The sequence below is a fragment of the Pedobacter sp. AC212 genome (genome assembly GCF_979258625.1).
This window is the reverse complement of record NZ_OZ409870.1, coordinates 1,556,240-1,577,370: the sequence shown is the minus strand read 5'-3', so window position 1 is coordinate 1,577,370 and position 21,131 is coordinate 1,556,240. Positions and strand designations below refer to the sequence as shown.

The 21,131-nt window shown below is 39.4% G+C and carries 18 protein-coding genes; 11 read left to right on the top strand and 7 right to left on the bottom strand.

Features of this window, described 5'->3' with window-relative positions:
- Window positions 1-17 precede the first annotated feature (17 nt).
- Window positions 18-914 (bottom strand): SDR family oxidoreductase, encoded by an 897-nt coding sequence (locus ACZZZC_RS06725; RefSeq protein ID WP_463485375.1) that lies wholly within the window; start codon window positions 912-914, stop codon window positions 18-20.
- Between the two features lie 193 nt (window positions 915-1,107).
- Between ACZZZC_RS06725 and ACZZZC_RS06720 the strand changes: the two genes are divergently transcribed.
- From ACZZZC_RS06720 to ACZZZC_RS06670, 11 genes are all read left to right on the top strand, one after another.
- The gene (locus ACZZZC_RS06720) at window positions 1,108-1,374 is read left to right on the top strand and encodes a hypothetical protein (protein WP_463485374.1); all 267 of its coding nucleotides are present in this window, start codon (window positions 1,108-1,110) and stop codon (window positions 1,372-1,374) included.
- 301 nt (window positions 1,375-1,675) lie between these two features.
- Entirely contained in the window at window positions 1,676-2,053 is a 378-nt protein-coding gene (locus ACZZZC_RS06715) for a response regulator (RefSeq protein WP_463485373.1), read from the top strand.
- Window positions 2,054-2,491: 438 nt separating this feature from the next.
- Window positions 2,492-5,446, top strand: coding sequence for a CheR family methyltransferase (locus ACZZZC_RS06710; RefSeq protein WP_463485372.1), 2,955 nt, complete (start codon window positions 2,492-2,494; stop codon window positions 5,444-5,446).
- A 1-nt stretch (window position 5,447) separates the two neighbouring features.
- On the top strand, window positions 5,448-7,046 hold the full coding sequence (locus ACZZZC_RS06705; protein ID WP_463486810.1) for a PAS domain-containing sensor histidine kinase: 1,599 nt from the start codon (window positions 5,448-5,450) through the stop codon (window positions 7,044-7,046).
- Window positions 7,047-7,058: 12 nt separating this feature from the next.
- Window positions 7,059-8,057 (top strand): chemotaxis protein CheB, encoded by a 999-nt coding sequence (locus ACZZZC_RS06700; RefSeq protein WP_463485370.1) that lies wholly within the window; start codon window positions 7,059-7,061, stop codon window positions 8,055-8,057.
- Window positions 8,058-8,065: 8 nt separating this feature from the next.
- Window positions 8,066-8,716 carry a response regulator transcription factor gene (locus tag ACZZZC_RS06695; protein ID WP_463485369.1) on the top strand — a complete coding sequence of 217 codons (651 nt, stop codon included), beginning with the start codon at window positions 8,066-8,068 and terminating at the stop codon, window positions 8,714-8,716.
- Window positions 8,717-8,967: 251 nt separating this feature from the next.
- Window positions 8,968-9,498, top strand: coding sequence for an RNA polymerase sigma factor (locus tag ACZZZC_RS06690; protein WP_463485368.1), 531 nt, complete (start codon window positions 8,968-8,970; stop codon window positions 9,496-9,498).
- 180 nt (window positions 9,499-9,678) lie between these two features.
- Window positions 9,679-10,410: a DUF72 domain-containing protein gene (locus ACZZZC_RS06685; protein ID WP_463485367.1), complete on the top strand. Its 732-nt coding sequence runs from the start codon at window positions 9,679-9,681 to the stop codon at window positions 10,408-10,410.
- A 344-nt stretch (window positions 10,411-10,754) separates the two neighbouring features.
- On the top strand, window positions 10,755-12,530 hold the full coding sequence (locus ACZZZC_RS06680) for a carbamoyltransferase family protein (RefSeq protein WP_463485366.1): 1,776 nt from the start codon (window positions 10,755-10,757) through the stop codon (window positions 12,528-12,530).
- The gene (locus ACZZZC_RS06675; RefSeq protein ID WP_463486809.1) at window positions 12,469-13,437 is read left to right on the top strand and encodes a glycosyltransferase family 2 protein; all 969 of its coding nucleotides are present in this window, start codon (window positions 12,469-12,471) and stop codon (window positions 13,435-13,437) included. Before ACZZZC_RS06680 ends, ACZZZC_RS06675 begins: the two co-directional genes overlap by 62 nt.
- Window positions 13,437-14,471, top strand: a complete 1,035-nt coding sequence (locus ACZZZC_RS06670) for a glycosyltransferase family 9 protein (protein ID WP_463486808.1) — start codon at window positions 13,437-13,439, stop codon at window positions 14,469-14,471. Before ACZZZC_RS06675 ends, ACZZZC_RS06670 begins: the two co-directional genes overlap by 1 nt.
- Here the strand turns inward: ACZZZC_RS06670 and ACZZZC_RS06665 are convergent.
- From ACZZZC_RS06665 to ACZZZC_RS06640, 6 genes are all read right to left on the bottom strand, one after another.
- A complete protein-coding gene (locus ACZZZC_RS06665; protein WP_463486807.1) occupies window positions 14,398-15,468 on the bottom strand; it encodes a glycosyltransferase family 9 protein in 1,071 nt (356 codons plus the stop codon). The genes ACZZZC_RS06670 and ACZZZC_RS06665 overlap by 74 nt on opposite strands.
- A complete protein-coding gene (locus tag ACZZZC_RS06660; protein ID WP_463486806.1) occupies window positions 15,468-16,961 on the bottom strand; it encodes a PfkB family carbohydrate kinase in 1,494 nt (497 codons plus the stop codon). The genes ACZZZC_RS06665 and ACZZZC_RS06660 overlap by 1 nt, the downstream gene beginning before the upstream one ends.
- A 5-nt stretch (window positions 16,962-16,966) precedes the next feature.
- Window positions 16,967-17,581: a D-glycero-alpha-D-manno-heptose-1,7-bisphosphate 7-phosphatase gene (locus ACZZZC_RS06655; RefSeq protein WP_463486805.1), complete on the bottom strand. Its 615-nt coding sequence runs from the start codon at window positions 17,579-17,581 to the stop codon at window positions 16,967-16,969.
- Window positions 17,571-19,502 carry a glycosyltransferase gene (locus ACZZZC_RS06650; RefSeq protein WP_463486804.1) on the bottom strand — a complete coding sequence of 644 codons (1,932 nt, stop codon included), beginning with the start codon at window positions 19,500-19,502 and terminating at the stop codon, window positions 17,571-17,573. The genes ACZZZC_RS06655 and ACZZZC_RS06650 overlap by 11 nt, the downstream gene beginning before the upstream one ends.
- A gap of 104 nt (window positions 19,503-19,606) precedes the next feature.
- The gene (locus tag ACZZZC_RS06645) at window positions 19,607-20,584 is read right to left on the bottom strand and encodes a glycosyltransferase family 4 protein (RefSeq protein WP_463486803.1); all 978 of its coding nucleotides are present in this window, start codon (window positions 20,582-20,584) and stop codon (window positions 19,607-19,609) included.
- 134 nt (window positions 20,585-20,718) lie between these two features.
- The gene (locus ACZZZC_RS06640) at window positions 20,719-20,919 is read right to left on the bottom strand and encodes a hypothetical protein (protein WP_463485358.1); all 201 of its coding nucleotides are present in this window, start codon (window positions 20,917-20,919) and stop codon (window positions 20,719-20,721) included.
- Window positions 20,920-21,131 lie beyond the last annotated feature (212 nt).

Below are 21,131 nucleotides of genomic sequence, written 5' to 3'. Positions count from 1 at the left end.
TAACTAAATCACTTTATTTAAATCGTTATTCTACCACCGGTTACCGGGATAGTGGCTCCGGCAATATAACTCGCATCATTGGATGCCAGGAATACATACGCTGGCGCTACCTCTGCAGGTTGTCCGGCACGTTCCATTGGTGTATCTTTTCCAAATTCTTCATGTTCAGGAATGGTAGATGGTATTAATGGTGTCCAAATTGGACCTGGAGCCACCGCGTTTACACGGATTCCTTTTCCATTCATTAGTAAAATCTGGCTGAGGTTTGCGGTAAAATTTTGAATGGCACCCTTGGTTGCCGCGTAGGGTAAAAGTTGCTCGCTTGGCGAATAAGCATTTACCGAAGTAGTATTGATGATACTGCTACCTGGTTTAAGGTGAGGTTCTGCAGCCTTGCATAGAAAAAACATCGCGGTAATATTGGTGCGAAACGTACGCTCCCACTCTTCACTCGGAATTTCGCTTAATGATTTTCTGGCCATTTGAAAAGCGGCATTGTTAACCAAAATATCCAGGCCACCCAATTCACTGATGGCACTATCAATAATCGATTGGCAATGCGATTCATCCTGAATATCTCCTTTAACCAGAACTGCTTTTCTCCCTGCCTCTTCCACATATTTAGCCGTAGTTTTTGCATCTTCATCTTCACTATCATCTAAATAACTAATTAACACATCAGCACCTTCGCGGGCAAAAGCAATCGCCACCGCTCGGCCAATTCCTGAGTCGCCACCGGTAATAATGGCTTTTTTACCTGTTAATTTACCGCTGCCTTTATATGATTCTTCTCCATGATCGGCTTTCGGTTCAAGATCAGACTCTGTTCCTGGTGGCTGCTGATCTTGTTTAGGAAATGGTGGCTTCGGATACTGATCGGATGGATCTTGCGCATTTTTATTTTCTTCTGTCATCGTCTTATATTATTTAATAAACGGATTATACATCGTTTAAAAAACCCGATAAAAAATAGAAAGGTTTTAAAAATATCACATTATAAAATTGATTTGAGTCATATTTTATCCGGTTATTAGACAAGCGATTTCCAAAACTTTTAGCACTACAGGTTGTTCTGATGATAACCTATTGTTATCTTGCATTACAACTATGAGCAAATTAAATAGAATACGAATCGATTATCGCTATAAAAATTGGGGCAAAACAGAAAGAATTGTTTGCGAACAAGATGCTGAAGATGATTATTTATTTGTGCTATTAAAACAAGGGCAGAATGTTGGCACCATTTACAAAGCAGGCAAAATATGGAAATCTAGTCACAACAACATTTTCCTTCCTGCCGATATTGCTAAAATTGGTGAATTAATTGATGAACACCTACAACAACAAACGGGCAAACCAATGTTTATGAGGTAAAATGCTGGTTTTCCCTTGCCTCCAAAAAACGCAGAGTTTTTTTTCTCAATCTGGTGAGATTTAATTTCGTTTTGCGGCGGAATAAATTCAGTTCAGTAAGCGATTACGCTTTTGAAATAGTTCCTTAACGCTCCTATTCCATAAAAACATCTCGTTTAAGTTGATCGAAAATTCAATATCTCACTTTCAGGCCTCATCTACTAAGTTTAAATACGCAATTTTTTAGGATGAATACTGAATGTTATCGCAAGGGATATATTTAGCGGATAATTCGTTATTTTTATATTCCAAATAGAAGTGAATGTCGAAAATATTAGTATTAGATAACGATTTAGGCAATGCTGACGTAATACAACTGGTATTGGAAGAACAAAACCATCAAGTTAAAAATATTAATCAGGCTGATCTGTTAAATGACTCCATTGAAAATTTCAAGCCCGATTTAATTGTGATGGATATTATTCTGGATGTAGCTGATGGCAGAGATTTATGCAACCTCGTCAAAAGAAATCGTGATACCGGGCATATTCCGATTATGTTAATTACTGCTTTGTTAGAATCGCAGGTGGACGACATTTCCTGTAAAGCAGATGGTATCATTTTTAAGCCTTTCGATTATAATAAATTAACCAGAATGGTTGATAGGCTAATCGTACTAAGAAGGGACGCACCTAACTAATGAATCTCAATACAATAAAAACGATCTTGATCTACTCTCTTGAGCAAATGAAAATCTAATCATCTATAATATCTATCCCTTTATCAATAAAGCTTCAATATGAGAACATCCTATTCAATAACTTTTTTCGCTTACACCAAAATTGAAAAATATATTACACCCGTATTTGTACCCGCACATACTTGCGTTTAGTACCTAGTAAAAAACAAGTACTTTATTCTTTAAAGGAATATTTATCTTGTCGCATTGCTTTTTTTAAAAAAAATCATCCATCTTTTTCCTAATAATCTCTGTAATGAAACGCTATCTCAATCAAGGGATTTTAATCAAAAACATGTGCGTTCCTGGTTATAATTAAGGCATAGTTTAAATTAAAATCCAAGTATAAAACCTTCAACAAAATCGCAGCGATTAATTTTAATGGATTAAATTAGCGCCATGAAGGGAAAACACAGTCATTCAAAAATGAAAAAACAAGGTACAATAAACCTGGAGCGATTGCAGATAAAAGGTGAAGGAGATTTGACAAAAATTGAAGTTGATGCTTTTCCCATCATAGGTCTTGGCGGCGCAAGCGGATCATTGCCTGCATTTGAACAGTTTTTTAAACACATGCCTCTCGATTCGGGCATGGCTTTCGTTGCTGTAATCCATCAGGATGAGAACGATCCCTTCGATTATCTCGGGGCACTGCAATCTTTTACAGATATGCAGGTATCTGAAGCAGTGGATGGGGTAAAAGTAGCGCCAAATAACGTTTATTTATCTCCATGCAATTACGATATAGGCATCCACGATCGCCATTTGTTGTTATTTCAGGCCAATCGAGAAAAAGGTGCGCACATGTGTATCGATCACTTTTTTCAAAGTTTAGCTGAAGATCAGTGGAATATGGCCGTCGGCATTGTTTTCTCTGGCTTAGGTGCCGATGGAGAAACAGGGGTGCGAATGATCAAAGAAAAACTGGGCATGACCATGATTCAGAACCCCGAAAGTGCTGAATTTGCAAGTATGCCGCTGGCTTCCATTAAAACCTACCAGGCAGATTACATTCTGTTTCCGGAAGAAATGCCCGGCAAGTTGATAAAATACTTAAATCACCCTGCCCTGGGCGTTTCGTTAGAAGATATCGATTTTGATAAAAGCAATAAAGTTCACATTCAAAAAATAATCATGCTTTTACGCTCGCATACGGGCCATGATTTTAGTTTGTACAAAAAGAACACCATATCCAGGCGAATTGAGCGCCGCATTGCTTTTCATCAATTAGCAGATTATGAACATTATGTAAATTATTTACGGGAAAACCCTTTGGAGATTGATGTGCTGTTTAATGAGCTTTTAATCGGGGTAACTAAATTTTTTAGAGATAGGCACGCGTTCGACCAGCTACGCGATCAGATTTACCCACAGCTGAGACGCAAAAATGCCGATGAGCCCATTCGGGTATGGGTTGCGGGATGTTCAACCGGAGAAGAAGCTTACACTATTGCCATTATTTTAACCGAATACCTGGATGCACTTGATTTAAAGCGTAAACCCAAAGCGCAAATTTTTGCTACAGATTTAGATTCCAATGCGATTGAAGTGGCCAGAGCTGGCTTTTATTTTTCAAACATTGTTTCAGAGCTTAGTCCGCAGCGCCTCGAGCGCTTTTTTATAAAAAAGAACAACGGCTATGTAGTGAAAAAAGAAATTAGGGAAATGATTGTATTTGCACAACATAACCTGATTAAAGATGCGCCTTTTACCCGTTTAGATCTACTTTGCTGCCGCAATGTGATGATTTACCTCACTACCGAGCTGCAGCGGAAAATCATTCCCATCTTCCACTATTCACTAAATGTGAACGGACTTTTATTTTTAGGTCCTGCCGAATCGGTGAGTGGTTTTCAGGAATTTTTTAATAACATCGATTCGAAGTGGAAAATTTTCGAACGGAAAGAAGGTGTTCCATCCATGGGCAAGCTACTCGATTTTCCGTTTCATATTGCCAATCAGGATAAATTGGTAAAATCAGAAAGTAGCACAAAAGGTGGCAAGCAGCACCCGATAGCAGAACATTTCAACAAGGTTTTGCTCGATAATTATACTCCCCCATCGCTGCTGTTAAACGATAAAGGCGAAATACTTTATATCAATGGTTCTACCCAAAGGTTTATCCAATTACATCCCGGCGAAGCGGTGATGAATATTCACCGAATGATTCGGGAGGAATTGAAATACGTGTTGGGCAATGCGATACATCAGGCGCATGCAAGAAAAAGCCGGATAGAAGTTAACGATCTTAAACTCAAAGATCAGGATAAACAACTGGTAGTCAGTATTGTGGTCGATTACATTCATGAAATGGCATTGCAGGGCATGTTATTGGTTACTTTTCACGAAAGTGTTGCAAAAAAAACGACGCGTAAAACTAAGCCAACCCATAATGTGAGCGAAGCTGTAGTAGAAGAACTGGAAAAAGAATTAAGCTATACCAAGCAACAGTTACACACCACTATAGAACAAATGGAAACCTCTCTGGAGGAGCTTAAATCAACCAATGAGGAACTCCAGAGTACCAATGAAGAATTACAAAGTACCAACGAAGAGGCTTTAACCACAAAAGAAGAAATGCAATCGCTTAATGAAGAGCTGATGACGATCAATCTTCAATATCAAACCAAGGCCGAAGAATTAACGCAGTTAAATAACGACATGAAAAACCTGCTTGATAATATCGAGATAGGTACTATATTTTTAGATAATCAACTGAATATCCTTCGTTTTACGCCCCAGGTTACCAAACTCTTCAATGTAATTCTTTCGGATGTTGGCCGGTCGATTACCCACATTGTATCGAATTTCGAATATCCGGCCATCGAAAAAACCATAAACGAAGTAATTTCTACTTTAAATGGACGCGAGCTGGAGGTGAAAACGAAAAAAAATGACTGGTATAATCTTCGCATTATGCCTTACCGCACAATGGATAACTTTATTAGTGGTGCAGTACTTACGTTTACTAAAATAACACCGTTAAAATCATTAACCGGGCAAATTCAGGGCTTATTAAAATATACCCAAAGTGTAATTGATCAATTTTCTGAAGCTACCGTAATTTTAGATTCTGAAAGAAAAGTATTGGCCTGCAATAAATCTTTTTCAAGCCTGTTTCACCTCATGGTTTCAGAAATCAGAGAACTTTCTTTTTTAGAAATTGTTAGTAATAAATGGAATATGGAACTGTTGGCAGAAAAACTATCTGTACCAGTACCTGTTGAAGAAAAATTTTATGAACAACATCATTTCAACGGCATTGGCTTGTTGAATTTAGAAATATCAATACAAAGGACTACAGCTGACGCAGATGGACTGGACCTTTTGATACTTAAGTTTAAGGAAAAATAAATTGAAAAATAAGGATACCATAACTACCGAAACGGTTTCTGGTGCGCTTAGAGCAAGGGCCGAACAACTGTTGTTAAAAAGTTCGGCAATTGGCAATGGGAATGAAGAAGAGTCGGTTAGATTATTTAATGAGCTTGAGCTTTATGAACTCGAGCTGCAATTACAAAACGAAGAATTAAAAGCGTCACACCAATCGCTCGAAATTGAGCGAATGAAATTTGGAGAATTATTTAATGCAGCACCCGTTGGTTACCTTATTTTAGATGAAGATGGTTTCATCCGGGAAATTAACCAAACGGGTTCATCACTTTTATATATCCCCCGGGGAAGTATAAGCGGCACAAAATTCGAAGCGTTTATTGTTAAAGATTCGCTCCATACGTTTAATGCTTTCTTTGCAGATTTAGCAACAGCACAGGAGCGTTTAAGTTGCGAGGTTAGAATTAAAACGAAGAACACCTTAACCAAATATGTGCAGCTCGATGGAATTAAAGGAACATCAGCTTTATATGGTTACAATTCTTATTATGTTACGATCACTGATGTTACACAGACCAAAAAATCGCAACAGGCTTTGTGGGAAACCACCGAGCGGCTTAACCAGACCTTAAAGGCCTCACTTACGGGCACCTGGATGGTTAAAGCAAGAGGTAAAGCGATCTTTTTAGATGGGTATAGCAAAGATATACTGAACATTAACAACGGCGTTGAGCAACCCGATTTACTGTCACTTACTCATTTATTTGTTGAAGAAGACCGACCGAAGCTTGATTTTTTGTTCTCCAACTGTGTCGATAATCTTGAAATTGATCTTCAGCTCAGATTAAAGCAACATAGAAAAACACCAAAAATTATTCTGGTAAAAGGCAAGGCGGTACATCCGCTTTATGGCGAAAGCTACTTTGCGGGTATTTTAACTGATATAACAGATCGGGTACGAAACCTGGAAATAGCCGAAGAAAACGAAAAATTTAACCGCCGAATGTTGCGCAAGGCAGCTATTGAGGCACAGGAAAAAGAACGATCGAGAATAAGTGCGGCCCTGCATGATAGCGTTTGCCAAACCCTTTATGGAATCCGTTTTAACCTTGGCCGCCTAAACAAGCAAAAGGTAATAGGTGGCGAATTTGATAACATTAACTTCATGCTCAATGAAGCTATCAACGAGCTCAGAACAATATCTGTAGAACTCACACCATCTATCTTAAAAGATTTCGGTTTTACCGCAGGGATAAATGATATGGTACAACGCCTTAACCAGATCGGGTTTAAAGTAAATACCACCATAGATAAACGAAGTAACTCATTAAGCAAAGAAACGCAACTCTACACTTTCCGCATTATACAAGAACTGTTAAACAATAGCATTAAACACTCCGGCACCAATAGTGCAACCGTGAATTTGTGCATGGAAAAAGATGAGGTAAATATTGTTGTTAAAGATGAAGGACAAGGCTTTGCCCACAACCTGGAAGACTCCTTTAAACAAGGATCGGGTTTACGAGGAATTAAAAACAGGGTTTCATTACTAAACGGAAAAATAGAAATCAAAAATGAGAAAGGAGCACACTTCGCAATTTCCTTTCCAGCAAAAGATTAAAATTAAAATTCAATGGATAAACAGGAAATCAGAAATATTATTGTAATTGGCGCATCTGCCGGAGGAATCTCTGCAGTATCCAAATTACTCTCTACACTTCCTCATGATATAGATGCAGCGATATTTATCGTTATTCATTTAAGCAGGGACGCTAATCCGCTTACGGTACTTTCGATATTAAACCGACATTCGAATGTATCAGTACAAATCCCTGAAAATAATACGCCTATAGCAAAAGGAAAAGCTTACCTCGCTCCTATCGATGCACATATGGTGATTACCAAAGGCACCATTTCGATAACAAAGGGAGCAAAGGAAAACTATTGGCGCCCCGCTATCGATGTTCTTTTCCGCACCGCAGCCGCCGCTTACGATTCTTGCGTAACCGGGATTATCCTTACAGGTTTATTAGATGATGGTACATCGGGCATGATCGCCATTAAAGAAGCTGGAGGAAAATGTATTGTACAGGAACCAGATGAGGCCGAATTTGCCGATATGCCAACCAGCGTAATCAATAACATTGATGTTGACTATAGAGTACCTTTAGTAGATATGGGTTTTATTTTATCAGATATTTATACAAGAGAAGCCTGCGAGCCTTCTTCAGTTTCTGAAAAGCTAAAAAAAGAATCAGAAATAACCATACGGATGGTAAGTGGTTACGAACAAACCAGCGAACTTGGTGAAGCTACGGCATTAACCTGCCCGGATTGTGGTGGCGTATTAACCAAAATTGAGGAGCAGGCCAACATCAGGTACCGCTGCTTTACCGGACATTCATTTACTGATCATGTTTTACAGCAAAAGTATATCGAAAAAACAGAGGAAACGCTGTGGGTGGCGATAAGAATGATGGAGGAACGCCGCAATTTCATTCTCACCAATCGTTTAAAACTGGAACAACCTGTAAGTTTGGCACAAGATCAAACCAGAAGAGCTTCAGAGTTAAAAGACCACATAGAAAGACTAAAAGGAATGCTCGAATTGGTGAGTAAACCTATCGAATAGATGGAATTATGTTAAAGATTATACTTGCCGAAGATCACGTGATCGTAAGGAACGGCATTAAATTATTATTGGAAGCGCAGCCTGGAGTGGAAGTGATTGCCGAAGCGAGAAATGGATTGGAAGTGCTTGATTTACTCCATTCTGGCATGCAACCGGATATTGTACTCACCGATATCAACATGCCAGAAATGGATGGAATTGAATTGATCAAAAAGCTTAAAACAGATTTCCCTTCTGTTAAAGCCATTGTGTTATCTATGCTCGATAATGAAAAATATGTGGCTCAGGCATTTTTAGAAGGAAGCTGCGGTTATCTTTTAAAAAATGTAAATGAAGATGAAATGCTTTTTGCCCTAAAAACAGTGAATAATGGCACCAAATATCTTTGTACAGAGCTGTCGCAAAAATTACTCGATCGTTTTACCCAAAACCTGGTGCAGCAATCAGAACTGGCTAACCAACGCATTGATTTATCCATGCGGGAGATTGAAGTTTTGCATCTAATTGCTGAGGGATTTACCAATCAGGAAATGGCCGATAAACTATTTTTAAGCAAAAGAACAGTTGAAGGGCACAGGCAAATGCTCATCGATAAAACAGGCTCGAAAAATACTGCCGCCTTAATCCGCTTTGCCGTAGTAAATGGCTTTTTAAATTAATTTAAACTGCCGATATATTACACAATGCTCATATACTAGTGTAGATTTTTGATACAACTTTAAGAAGTAGAAATACTTGTAGCGCTAAGCGAAATACCGATTTGTTATATTTTAGGAGTTGAAGCAATGGCTGAAATATGGCGTTTTGTAAGCGATAAGCATCATTTATAGCCAAAAGGGTATTTACACCGAAGCTTTTTTCTGATTTCTGTGGAATACCCTTTGTGGCTGATTAGCTAAAATCGAACCACATGGACGCTATAGAATTTTCAGATCACATCAGTAATCAAATGGGCAGGCTTAGGTCAAATGCATTAAAATTTACAAAGAATTTAGATGATGCAGACGACCTTGTGCAAGAGACCCTGATTAAAGCTTTTCGTTTTAGTAAAAAATTTGAAGAAGGTACCAATTTCAAAGGATGGCTATTCATGATTATGCGCAATACATTCATCAATTCCTATCGGAAGGTGGCTAAAAAAAGAGCGATAATGAGTAGTAGCGATGATTTAGCAGACTCCTCCATGTTGCTTGGCGCTGTTGCCAATGAATCTGCAGGAAAACTCATGATTCAAGATATCGAAAAGGCACTCAGTTTATTGCCCGACAGCTACAGATTGCCGTTTATTGCCTACGTTGAAGGATATAAGTACAGTGAAATAGCCGAAGAACTTAATTTGCCTTTAGGAACCATAAAAACGCATATCCACATGGCCCGGGCGCTGCTCAGGAAATACCTTAAAAATTACAATATCAGAAACGTTAGCGGCGATTTTAATTAAATGCTGATAAACCACCCAATGACCTATTCAATTGCAATTTGCCAAAACCAGAATAATTTTTGACGGTTGTATCAATGAAGAGCCTGTTTAATTTCAATGGAAATGAGTAATTGCTGAGTGCCAACCACTAAAGCTTATTATTTCAGTTCTACAGGCCTGAAGATTATTTAACCTAATAATATGCAACCAGAAAGAGCTTTCATTGGCACCTCAGGCTGGCATTATCCGCATTGGGAGAATATTTTTTATCCGGCTGATCTTAAAAAAAAGGATCAGCTGGAATATTATACTTCGAAGTTTAAAACAGTTGAACTAAATAATTCCTTTTACCGCCAGCCAAAAAAGGCCAATTTCGAAGCCTGGCGAGATAGCGTGCCCGATGATTTTATTTTTGCAGTAAAAGCCAATCGCTATTTTACCCATTTAAAAAAGCTGAAAGTGACAACCGTCGATGTCAATAATTTCCTCGATGCCTGTGCTGCATTGGGCGAAAAGCTGGGTCCGATACTTTTTCAGCTTCCTCCAAAATGGAAACTAAATATCGAGCGCTTAGATTCTTTTCTGAAAATGCTACCCAAAGGTTTTCAATATACTTTTGAGTTTAGAGAAAGTTCATGGTATACCCCTGCTGTTTACGACCTGCTTGAGCAACATAACTGCGCCTTCTGCATATACCATCTGGCAGGGCATCAATCGCCAATTTTAACCACTGCCAATTTTGTTTACGTCAGGCTGCATGGCCCTGGAGATAAATATCAAGGGAAATATGATCAAAAACAGCTGACCGAATGGGCACAGCTGGCTAAAAAATGGCTGGCAGAAAAAAAACAGGTTTATTTCTATTTCGATAATGATCAGGATGCTTATGCGGCAATGAATGCGCTCGATTTACAAAAAATGATTAATGACTAATTGCATTGTTTTAGTGTGTAAAGCCTCCGTAGAATGGAACACACCTCCTTGTGTTTTATACTGAAATCTTCCTAAAAAATACTTGTTTTTATCGCAACAGATAATTGAATAATCATACAAAACGCTGTACAACAACTGGTTGCGAAAAAAACTTATTTAAATGGTTTGATTTTGAGAGGAGTTCAAACTAAACTTTCCAAATTGAGATCGTGTTGCTTCTATAACTTAGATTCAAGTTATGAAGGAAGAATTTTACAGTGTTTTATTTCCCAAATAGTTTCTGATGATAGTACAATTTCAGAAACTCTAGTCAATCATTTTCAATCACTCAAAACTTTAATTTAATGTATGTACTTGGCATCAACGCTGTTTTCCACGATTCATCAGCTTGTATATTAAAAAATGGCCAGCTCTTAGCTGCCGCAGAAGAAGAGCGTTTTACTCATTTTAAACATGGCAAACGCCCTATCCCATTTAGCACCTACGAGCTACCTTTTCACGCGATCGATTATTGTCTTAAAGTTGCCGGCATTCATTTAAAAGATGTCGATCATATTGCATATTCTTTCGACCCTTATTTATTAATTCCGGAAGGGCAAGCGCAGGATGCTTACTGCAAAATCCCTTTTGCGCCACAAAAATTTCAGCAGGCTAGCCATACAAATCCCTGGGATAATTTATTCTTATCATTGATTTTAAATGCGCCCGCACAGTTGGTTGATGGATGGCCTCACCATTTGCAAAAGCGTTTTTACGGCAGCACTGTGAACGATTGGCAGTGGCATTTCGTAGAGCATCATACGGCTCACGCTGCAAGCGCTTATTACCCATCTCCTTTTAATGAGGCTGCCATTTTAACTTTGGATGGACGTGGAGAAACGACCTCTACAACCTATGGAATTGGCACTGGAACCGAAATGCTGCGGATAAGTGAAGTGCCGCTACCTCATTCGCTAGGTCTACTTTATGAAAATTTAACGACACATTTGGGCTTCCTTCATTCTTCTGATGAATATAAAGTGATGGCTTTGGCCTCGTATGGAAAACCAGAATTTATCAAGGATTTCAGAGAGATCATCCAACTTGGAAAGAATGGACAATATACTATCGAAAATGAAAACCTCACCGCGAGGTTTGGTCCTGCACGCTTAAGGCATGAGCCATTTACGGCATTTCATTTTGATCTGGCCCGTTCGCTACAATATGTGCTGGAAGAATCGGCGTTAGAACTGGTTAATTATCTTCAGAGCACCACAAAAAGTAAGAATTTAGTGATGGCAGGTGGCGTTGCGCTCAATTGCGTACTCAATGCTCGGATCCGCGATCTAAGCAATTTCGACCAGGTTTGGGTACAGCCGGCAGCTGGCGATTCGGGAACGGCGCTTGGCGCAGCGATCTATGTTGATTTGCAGGAACGTAAACCAAAGCAACGCGATTTTATAATGGATCATGTGTATTGGGGTCCTTCATTTTCTGATGATGAAAGCGAGGCCTTTTTGAAACTTGCAAAAATACCTTATCAAAAAATGGAAAATCCCGCACAAGAGACTGCCGAATTACTTGCAAAAGATATGATTATTGGCTGGTTCCAGGGGAGAATGGAGTTTGGCCCGAGAGCGTTAGGAAGCAGATCAATTCTTGCGTCGCCCATTTCACCACAAATGCAGGCACGGTTAAATGAAGTAAAAGATCGTGAAGATTTTAGACCAGTGGCACCCGTAGTGCTCGAAGAAGAGGCCCATCTTTGGTTTAAAGATGCGCAAAAATCGCCCTTTATGCTTTTCGTACACGATGTATTGCCCGAAGCGGCAGATAAAATCCCAGCGGTAAGGCATACCGACGGAACGGCGAGAATTCAAACCATCAACCAGGATCAACATCCGGCTTACTACGCTTTATTAAAAGCTTTCAAAGAGAAAACTGGCGTCCCGGTTTTGGTCAATACTTCATTTAATACTTTAGGAAAACCCATTGTATGCACTCCTAGAGATGCAGTGGAGTGTTTCTGGGGTTCGCCATTCGATGCTTTAATTATGGGTTCTTTTTTAATCTTGAAAAATGATGCAGAAAAAAATATCAGTCGTTATTCCAACTTACAACAGGCCGAAATTACTGCTTAAATGTTTATCGGCGTTAGAAAGACAAACCTTAAACGCGGATGACTTTGAGATTTTAGTGGTACATGATGGGCCTTACTCCGCAACAGATGATGAATTACTAGAGTTAAAAAATCTCAGGCTAAACCTGTCTTTACTACATACCAGCACCAAAAAAGGCCCGGCTGCTGCCCGGAACTTAGGATGGTTGCAAGCCAAGCATGAGTTAATTGCTTTTACAGATGATGATTGCTTGCCCGATGAAAATTGGTTATTGAAAATTCTGGAAAATTATCACTTCGAAAAAATGGTGGCCTACACTGGCAGAACTGTCGTTCCGCTACCCAAACAGCCCAGTGATTTTGAAATGAATACGGCAGGTTTAGAAACAGCTGCCTTTATAACGGCAAACTGCGCATGCACCAAACAGGCATTAATAGAGGTTGGTGGTTTTGATGAACGTTTTGGTTTAGCGTGGCGGGAAGACTCTGATTTAGAATTTAAGCTGATTCAAAATAAAATTCCTATTTGGCGAAACAACGCTGCTGTTGTTGTTCACCCAGTACGATCGGCAAAATGGGGCGTAAGTTTAAAAGAACAAAAAAAAGGGTTGTATGATGTGCTGCTTTTCAAAAAGTATCCTGAACTATACAAGCAGAAAATTCATCAATCAATATTGAATTACTACCTGATCATTTTACTTTTTTTGCTTTCGATAATAGCACTGAGCACTGGACATAAAAACTTGGCTAAACTGGCTATTATTTTAATGCTCTTACCGCTGGGTGGCTTTTTCCTCAGGCGTATAAAGCACACTCAAAAGTTAGCAGGGCACCTATCAGAAATGCTGGTTACTTCTTTGCTGATTCCATTTCTTTCTGTTTACTGGAGAGGATACGGCATGTTAAAATTTAGAAAATTACTTTTTTAATGTTATCGAACAGAAACGAAATAAGACAAATTGCAGTTTTTAGGGCACTACAGCTGGGTGACATTTTATGCAGTATTCCAGCTCTAAGAAATTTACGCCTAAATTTTCCGGCAGCGCATATCAGTTACATTGGTTTGCCCGGAAGCAAAAGCTTGATTGAACGTTTTTCTACTTATTTTGATGAGTTTATCCCATTTCCTGGTTATCCAGGTTTGCCTGAACAGGATTTCGACGAGAGTGAATTTAAAAGGTTTTCAGAAGAAATCCACCATAAATATTATGATTTGATTCTTCAGATGCAGGGAAATGGCACCATCGTTAATGATATGCTAGCTAAACTGGAGCCAAAAAATCTGGCTGGTTTTTCTATCGATGAAGATGAGCTGATCAGTAATCCTTTAATGATGCGTTATCCCAATTTTGAGCATGAAAGCTCTCGCCACCTTAAATTAATATCCGCTTTGGGACTTAAAGTAGATGACACCGAAATGGAATATCCACTTTTTGATGATGATTATAAAAGGTTTGAAGCACAGCAATTTCCCCTTACGGAGAAATATATTTGCATCCATCCTGGCTCGAGAGCGGCGTGGCGTCAATGGCCTGCTTCTTATTTTGCTCAAATTGCAGATTTGTGTTTTGCCCATGGCTTTCAAATTGTTTTAACAGGCACGAAAGATGAGGCAGAACTCGCCTTCAACGTTAGCTGCGAAATGCGACAAAAGCCCCTTAATTTAACAGGGAAAACAGATTTAGGCACATTAGGGGTTTTGGTCAAAAATTCATCAGGTTTGGTTGCCAACTGCACCGGCATATCACATATCGCGGCAGGCCTCAAAGTAAAAAGTGTAATTATTAGCATGGATGGAGAGCCAGAGCGATGGGCGCCCACCGACCGATCCATCCATTACACCATAGATTGGACGAAGTCTCCAAATTTTGAAACCGTAAAACAAGCCGTTATTGATCACTTACTTCTCGCAGTACCGAATCAAGCGCATCAATTACCTCTTGCGGACTCGGATAAGGGATAAACTGCTGATACAATTTATCGTTGACGAAACGGATAATTTGATTGGAGCTTTGTAAAGTTACAGGAACAGAGTATTCCAGAACGCTGTGTAAAGTGTGATAGGGTTTATGTTGCGGATTGCTTTGCGCATACAAAGCGATCAACGTTTTTTGATACGCAACGGCCAAATGCATGGGACCTGTGTTAACGCTAACCATACACTTGGCCTGTTTAATGATTGCAGCTAAGCCCGCTAAATCTAACTTTCCAGCTAAATTTAATACCTTGCCAGCTATTTGTTTTGCAAGCGAATCATTAAACTCATTCTCCTCCTTCGATCCGGTAAGCACAATAGGCAGGCGATATTTTTCATAAAGCATATTTCCAATTTCTATCCAATGTGATTTAGGATACTGCCGCTTTTTTTCGGATACACCTGCATGTAAAACAAAATAACCAGCAGGAGATAATTTGAAATCACTCATCACCTGCGCCTGTATTGCTACTGATGGCTCTTTTATGCTGATCTGTTTATTTGTGATCTCTCCACCTAAAAAGCCAGCCAGGTTCAAATCCCGCTCAACCTGATGACGGATGGTAAAAAAAGGTTCATCATCGGGCAACCAATGGGTAAGTAAGCCATAAAGATTCTCTTTCGCATAAGCCGCCCGTAGCGGAATCTCTGCCAGATAAGCAAGCATGAGGCAAGGAGCCGGATTTTGACTATAGACGTTGAAAACCACACAGGCATCGAAAGATTTTTCCTTCAAGCGATCTATTAAAGCAGTTAAATTTTCGTTCTGCGGAGTCTCGAATTTTAACCAGGGAAGATCAAATACGATAGTGGCATCAATTTCTCCTATCATTCCAGCTACAGCCGCAGCTTTAGCCGAACAAAGCACAGTAATCTTGCAATTGGAAACATTTTTTAAGGCTCGAATAGCTGGACTAGACATGAGCAAATCGCCCATATTATCAGGACGAATGACCAACACGTTTTTGCAATCGCTAAAATTCATCAGTTAACGGTTATGGCGGAAACAAAGGCATTGCTTTCCCTTATTTTACTAATGGTTTTCGTAGTAGAGCGATCGGCCACCATAGGAAGGAAAATTATTTCACAACCCAGTTTTTTGAGTATCTCTCCTTCAGGAAGATATTTACCCTGATAATCGCCACCTTTAACAAAGGTGTTTGGTTTTACCAGCTTCAGCAGTGATATTGGCGTATCGTCTCCTGCCTTTCCGAATGGGATAATAAAATCGATGCAGCTTAGCTCAGAAAGCACCTCTACCCTATCTTGAAGTTTATTTATTGGCCGGCTTTCTCCTTTTAATCTTTTAATGCTTTCATCATTATTCAGTCCAACGATCAACACATCTCCGCGGGCTTTTGCTCCTTTCAAATAACTTACATGTCCGCTATGAAGAATATCGAAACAGCCATTAGTAAATACAATCTTTTTACCTTGCATTTTCAAAAGTGCTATGGCTTCACGAATGTATTTCTGGTTTTGCATTAATTTGCTTCGGGAAGAAAATCCTTGCATCCATTCAGTTAAATTTAACACAGCAGTTTGAGGTTTTGATACCACCTGGTGAGCAGCGGTAATGGCTAAATCTGTTACAATTGTTAAATTGGCACCGCTGGTAAAAGCCATCATAGCTGTTGCCAAAAATGTATCGCCGGCACCACTTACACTAGGATTTGCGACAGCTGGCACAGCTTTGTGAAACTTAAATTTTCCTTGATCAAACACACAAACCCCTTGCTCATCTAAAGTTAGAAAAATAGTTTCAGCCGCAGTTTTTCGGTAGAGCGATTCTCCCCAGGTGTACATCTCTTCAAGATTTGGTCGGATTGAACTTTTATAATCCATCAAAGCCGCTGCTTCCTGATAATTAGGTTTCAGTAGGTTGGGTTTGATATGAAGATATTGTTGGGTATTTTTGCTGTCTATTGCGATAATTTTACGACCTGTGGTGTTGAGCTTGCCAATCTCGTCAATCAGATTTGTGCCCATTATCCCTTTGCCATAATCGGCAATAATAACTCCATCTATTTCAGAGTAGATGCCTTTGAGCTTATGAATCACCAGTTGTTCCGTATCGTTATCCAATAGCGCCGTTGAGCCTTCATCAAAGCGAACCAATAGTTGACTATCAGAGCTTATTCGGGTTTTAAACAAGGTTGATCTTTTCTCTGATTTGATGATTAGATCTGATTTAATTTCTGCTGATGCTAATAGCTTAAACGCCATTTCAGCATGTTCATCATTGCCGCAAACACTTATAAAAAACACTTCGGCGCCTAAGGCAGATAGGTTTGCCGCAACATTTGCTGCGCCGCCAAGGCAGTATTTCTTTTCCTGAATATCGATCACCGGAACGCTGGCTTCTGGTGCAATCCGGTTGCAGCTTCCCTTAAAATAGGCATCAATAATCAACTCTCCAATTACCAGAACTTTTTTTGATTTGAACTTTTTTATAAGATTTATATCTTCAGAAATCATGATGCTTAAAATAAATTTTTATTCAATTCTATATCACTATGTGGATGAAAACCATTTTCGAAGCGATTGATGAACGCTGTTGCTGCACCGAAATCAGCAGCAATATAATCTGGAACACGATGTTCGCTACTTTGTAAATCCCATTCAGTTTCGTTTCCGTTATCAATCAAAATCGCTTTGCAGCCCACTGATTTCCCAGCCTGCACATCATTCAAAATATCACCAATCATCCAGCTTTGTGATAAATCTATGTTATGCGTTCTTGCCGCTTCCACCAGCATTCCGGGTTTTGGTTTTCGGCAATTACAAACTTTGGCATAACGTTCAATTTTACCGCTTGGGTAATGTGGACAAAAGTAGAAACCATCAATTTTAACCTGATATTCCTGTAACAGGCTGATCATTTTGTTTTGGACGCCTTGTAAGTCTTCCATTTCAAATAAGCCTTTAGCCACGCCAGCTTGATTTGAAACGACGATGAGTTTAAATTTCTTTTGTAATTCATATAAACTTTCAGCAACATGTTCGTTCAAAGTAATCCTATCGGGCACAACATTATAGGGAATATCAGGGATCAGTGTTCCGTCTTTATCCAAAAAAATTGCGGCGCTAGCTTCCATAACTTCCAAGTCTGCTGCCGTTAACTAAATAAGTTCCTGCAGTACTTATATCCTGACTATTTACAGGTAATGCCCGCTCTTTTGCCACCGTTTTATTGGTATAAAGTGCATTGAACAAACGATTTTCGATAATGGTACACAGCAAATGAACCAAATGAAGGTGCAATTCTTGAATTCTTTGGGTACTATCTGAAGGAACAACAAGATTTAAGTGCCCGAAATGAATTGATTTTCCACCATTTTTGCCCAGCATATTAATGCAAAACATTCCTTTTTTTCTGGCCATTTGCATGGCTTTTATAATGTTGTCCGAATTACCACTTGTGCTCATACAAAGCAGAATATCTCCCTCGCATCCAAATGCCTGTACCTGCCTTGCAAATACATCGTCATAGCCAAAATCGTTTGCCCATGCAGTAATTATTGCAGTATCAGAATTGAGCGAAATGGCTGGTAAACCTTTGCGGTGCGGCACTTCAAAACGCCCAACCAACTCAGCAACAAAATGCTGACTTTCGGCTGCACTGCCACCATTACCGCAAACCAGAACTTTGTTGCCAGCTTTTAAAGCTTTGGCTATTGTTGATCCTGCTAAAGATATTTCTGATGAAAGTGTTTTTGCTGTTTTTTGAAAGGTTGCCGCAGCCTCCTCAAAAGCAGCGCCTATCATGCCTAGTTCAGTTTCCTGGATATCTATTTTCCTTGTGCTGATACTTTCGTAACAATCAGCCATCATATCGGCTACCTGCTGCCAGGTAAAATACTGATTTACATGCTGAATAGCGTTTCTACTCATCTCATCTATCAGCTCTTGATTGAACAAAAGTCCATTAAGTGTATTGGCTAAAGCTTCTGGATCTTTTGGATTTACCAGATAACCCGTAACGCCATCAACTACGGTGTGTTTAATGCCTCCAACTCTCGATCCGATTACCGGTGTGCCACAAGCCATCGATTCCAGCGGGGTAATTCCAAATGGTTCATACCAGGGAACGGTGAGAAAAACATCAGCTGCGCTGTAATAGTATTTTAGCTCATCCCGATTTTTTCTACCGGCGAAAATCACTTTATCTGAAATGCCCAAATCAATTGCCAACTGCAAAAGCCTGTTCCTTTCTTCATCATTTTCAATATCGGCTTGCTCTCCGCCTACTATAATTAAGCGGCTAGGCTTTTGATGGTCGATTTTGGCAAAAGCCTCTATTACATGATCAATTCCTTTACGCCTAACCATCCTTCCCAATTGCAACACAATATGTTCATCATCTTTTAAATTGAGTAACGAACGGCATTCGGATTTTGAAACTGGAAAAAAATGCTCAGGATTGAAACCACAAGGAATCGTTAATATCTTTTCGGGGGCGGCCTGGTAATAGTTGATTAAATCAGATTGATCTTGCGGGCACTCGGCAATAATTTTATCTGCATTTTTAACAATTAACCGTTCAAGGTCGATCCGTTCTGCAGGAAATTTATCCATTGTTCCTTGATGAAGAGACCTGATATGACCTAAAGCATGGAAGGTAATGACGAAAGGCACATCCAAACGTTCCTTTAATTCCATAGCCACCAAACCCGACATAAAGAAATTGGCGTGGATCAGTTCATAGTTAAGTTTATTTACACTTATAAATCTTTCCATTTCGCGGCGAAAATCAAGCATATAAGGTAAAAGTTCTTCCTTTGCTATTGCCTTAGCGGGTCCGGCGGCAACCAAAATAACCCTAACACCCGGTGCAAATTCGTGTATTTCCTGATCACCAGGATTATCTCTTCTGGTAAAAATATCAACTTCATAACCCTTTTTAGCCAATTGTATCGCCAGTTCTGCTACGTATACATTTTGACCACCATTATCTGTACCGCCTAATAGTGCCAGCGGTGAGGCATGCTCGCTTATAAATGCAATTTTGTTTTCCATCAGTATATAATTAGTTTTAATGGTGATGAAGCCATGCCTATCGGAGGCCGCTATCAGATTTAGTCATCCCACTTTGTGGTTTGAAAAATCAGGATGATTTCATGTTAGGTAATTTGATAAGTGTTTACATTCCGTACAACATCCTGGAAAGTTGATTGCCAATCGTTTACAAAACGTTTAATATCAAAATGTTCTCTGGCATGTTGATGGGCGTTTAAACCCAGCTCTTTTGCTTTTACAGGCTGTTCGAGCAGCATTTGCATAAAATCGATCATCTGCGAAACATCGGTTGAAACAAACCCAGAATAGCCATTTTTAATTTGCACAGCCATTTCTGTAGTTGCCAAACCCACAATTGGCAAACCAATCATCATCGCTTCGCATACCGCCAGGCCTAAACTGGTATACCTAATGGGGTTAAAGAAAAACCGGTATTGTGCTATAAAATCAGGCAGTTGTGGATGCAGCACTTCTCCAATTCCGTAATCTTCGGCGCCCATACCTACTAAATCAATAGGAATTCGCTCCCTTACCTGTTCAAATATATCCAGGCCAAGCATTCGTCCACGGGTGGGTAAATTGTTAATCACTACAATTCCCTTTGCTATATTACCTGTGTAAATGGGTTGTTGTGGTAATACGCCATGTGATATTACCCGTGTTTTTAAGCCGCGGCAATCCCACATTAAAGCATTAAAATGAGTAACGTGTACAATCAAAACGTCGTCCTGCGTCACAGGATGTTTTGCATTTGTAGGATGATCCCATGGAGGATCATGCTCAATATATATTTTGGGTAACGTTTGCTGAGATTCGGATAATATTTCATACTGATCTTTAAGATAATTTTCATCCGTTTGAAAAAGAATGATATCAAAATCAAGGTTTTTAACCTCTGTTGCATCAACCTCAATCACGTTATCACCAAAAGGATAAGTAGTTCCCCTGCCTACATAACCTGTCGATCTATCGCTATTAATCGGAATGTATATATCATAATCACCTTGAGAAAGATAGAGCAAATAGCTACCGTGAATATGCCAGGTGAAAATTCTTAGTCGCTCAGTAAAAATATTCTTCATTATTTTTTCTTGTTAACAAAAAAGCTCCACGAAACTGACGTGGAACTTTTTAAATCAGGTTTTCAAAGGGGATAAACCAGAGAATACCATCTCTGTCCCTTTTCTTGAATTTTTAAATCAATTTGCAGTGCAAACTACGGCATTGGGGTAGTTGTGCTGGTCGTATCCTGCATGGTACTATCAGTTGTGGTAGTATCCTGCATTGGCGAAGTTGCATCCATCGAACTCATAGAAGTATCAGCACTTGCTGAATCTGCATTATTTGATTTTGAATCGGAGTTACAAGACACTGCTAAAATGGCTAGCGTGCCTAATAAAAAAATGTAGTTTTTCATCGTTTCTTTGTTAAGGGGTTACTAATGAAAAAGCCTTTTTTAATTGCAAAAGTTTTATCATTTCGGTAAGCGTTACTAAAACAAGTATTTCCCGAGGAAGTAACCCGTAGTTTCCGTAAGCCCTTCTAAACTGGATAAATGATTAAAATAATTGACGATTGAGAACCCTTGAGAATAAGATGAATGACTTAACCTTCGCAGAGCCAGGTAAG

Excerpts from the sequence above, each read along its gene's own strand:
- ACZZZC_RS06720 (WP_463485374.1), top strand. The coding sequence starts at position 1,108 with ATGAGCAAATTAAATAGAATACGAATCGATTATCGCTATAAAAATTGG.
- ACZZZC_RS06700 (WP_463485370.1), top strand. The coding sequence starts at position 7,059 with ATGGATAAACAGGAAATCAGAAATATTATTGTAATTGGCGCATCTGCC.
- ACZZZC_RS06675 (WP_463486809.1), top strand. The coding sequence starts at position 12,469 with ATGATGCAGAAAAAAATATCAGTCGTTATTCCAACTTACAACAGGCCG.
- ACZZZC_RS06655 (WP_463486805.1), bottom strand. The coding sequence starts at position 17,581 with ATGGAAGCTAGCGCCGCAATTTTTTTGGATAAAGACGGAACACTGATC.
- ACZZZC_RS06660 (WP_463486806.1), bottom strand. The coding sequence starts at position 16,961 with ATGATTTCTGAAGATATAAATCTTATAAAAAAGTTCAAATCAAAAAAA.
- ACZZZC_RS06725 (WP_463485375.1), bottom strand. The coding sequence starts at position 914 with ATGACAGAAGAAAATAAAAATGCGCAAGATCCATCCGATCAGTATCCG.
- ACZZZC_RS06685 (WP_463485367.1), top strand. The coding sequence starts at position 9,679 with ATGCAACCAGAAAGAGCTTTCATTGGCACCTCAGGCTGGCATTATCCG.
- ACZZZC_RS06715 (WP_463485373.1), top strand. The coding sequence starts at position 1,676 with ATGTCGAAAATATTAGTATTAGATAACGATTTAGGCAATGCTGACGTA.
- ACZZZC_RS06665 (WP_463486807.1), bottom strand. The coding sequence starts at position 15,468 with ATGAATTTTAGCGATTGCAAAAACGTGTTGGTCATTCGTCCTGATAAT.
- ACZZZC_RS06650 (WP_463486804.1), bottom strand. The coding sequence starts at position 19,502 with ATGGAAAACAAAATTGCATTTATAAGCGAGCATGCCTCACCGCTGGCA.
- ACZZZC_RS06690 (WP_463485368.1), top strand. The coding sequence starts at position 8,968 with ATGGACGCTATAGAATTTTCAGATCACATCAGTAATCAAATGGGCAGG.
- ACZZZC_RS06710 (WP_463485372.1), top strand. The coding sequence starts at position 2,492 with ATGAAGGGAAAACACAGTCATTCAAAAATGAAAAAACAAGGTACAATA.
- ACZZZC_RS06680 (WP_463485366.1), top strand. The coding sequence starts at position 10,755 with ATGTATGTACTTGGCATCAACGCTGTTTTCCACGATTCATCAGCTTGT.
- ACZZZC_RS06645 (WP_463486803.1), bottom strand. The coding sequence starts at position 20,584 with ATGAAGAATATTTTTACTGAGCGACTAAGAATTTTCACCTGGCATATT.
- ACZZZC_RS06670 (WP_463486808.1), top strand. The coding sequence starts at position 13,437 with ATGTTATCGAACAGAAACGAAATAAGACAAATTGCAGTTTTTAGGGCA.
- ACZZZC_RS06640 (WP_463485358.1), bottom strand. The coding sequence starts at position 20,919 with ATGAAAAACTACATTTTTTTATTAGGCACGCTAGCCATTTTAGCAGTG.
- ACZZZC_RS06695 (WP_463485369.1), top strand. The coding sequence starts at position 8,066 with ATGTTAAAGATTATACTTGCCGAAGATCACGTGATCGTAAGGAACGGC.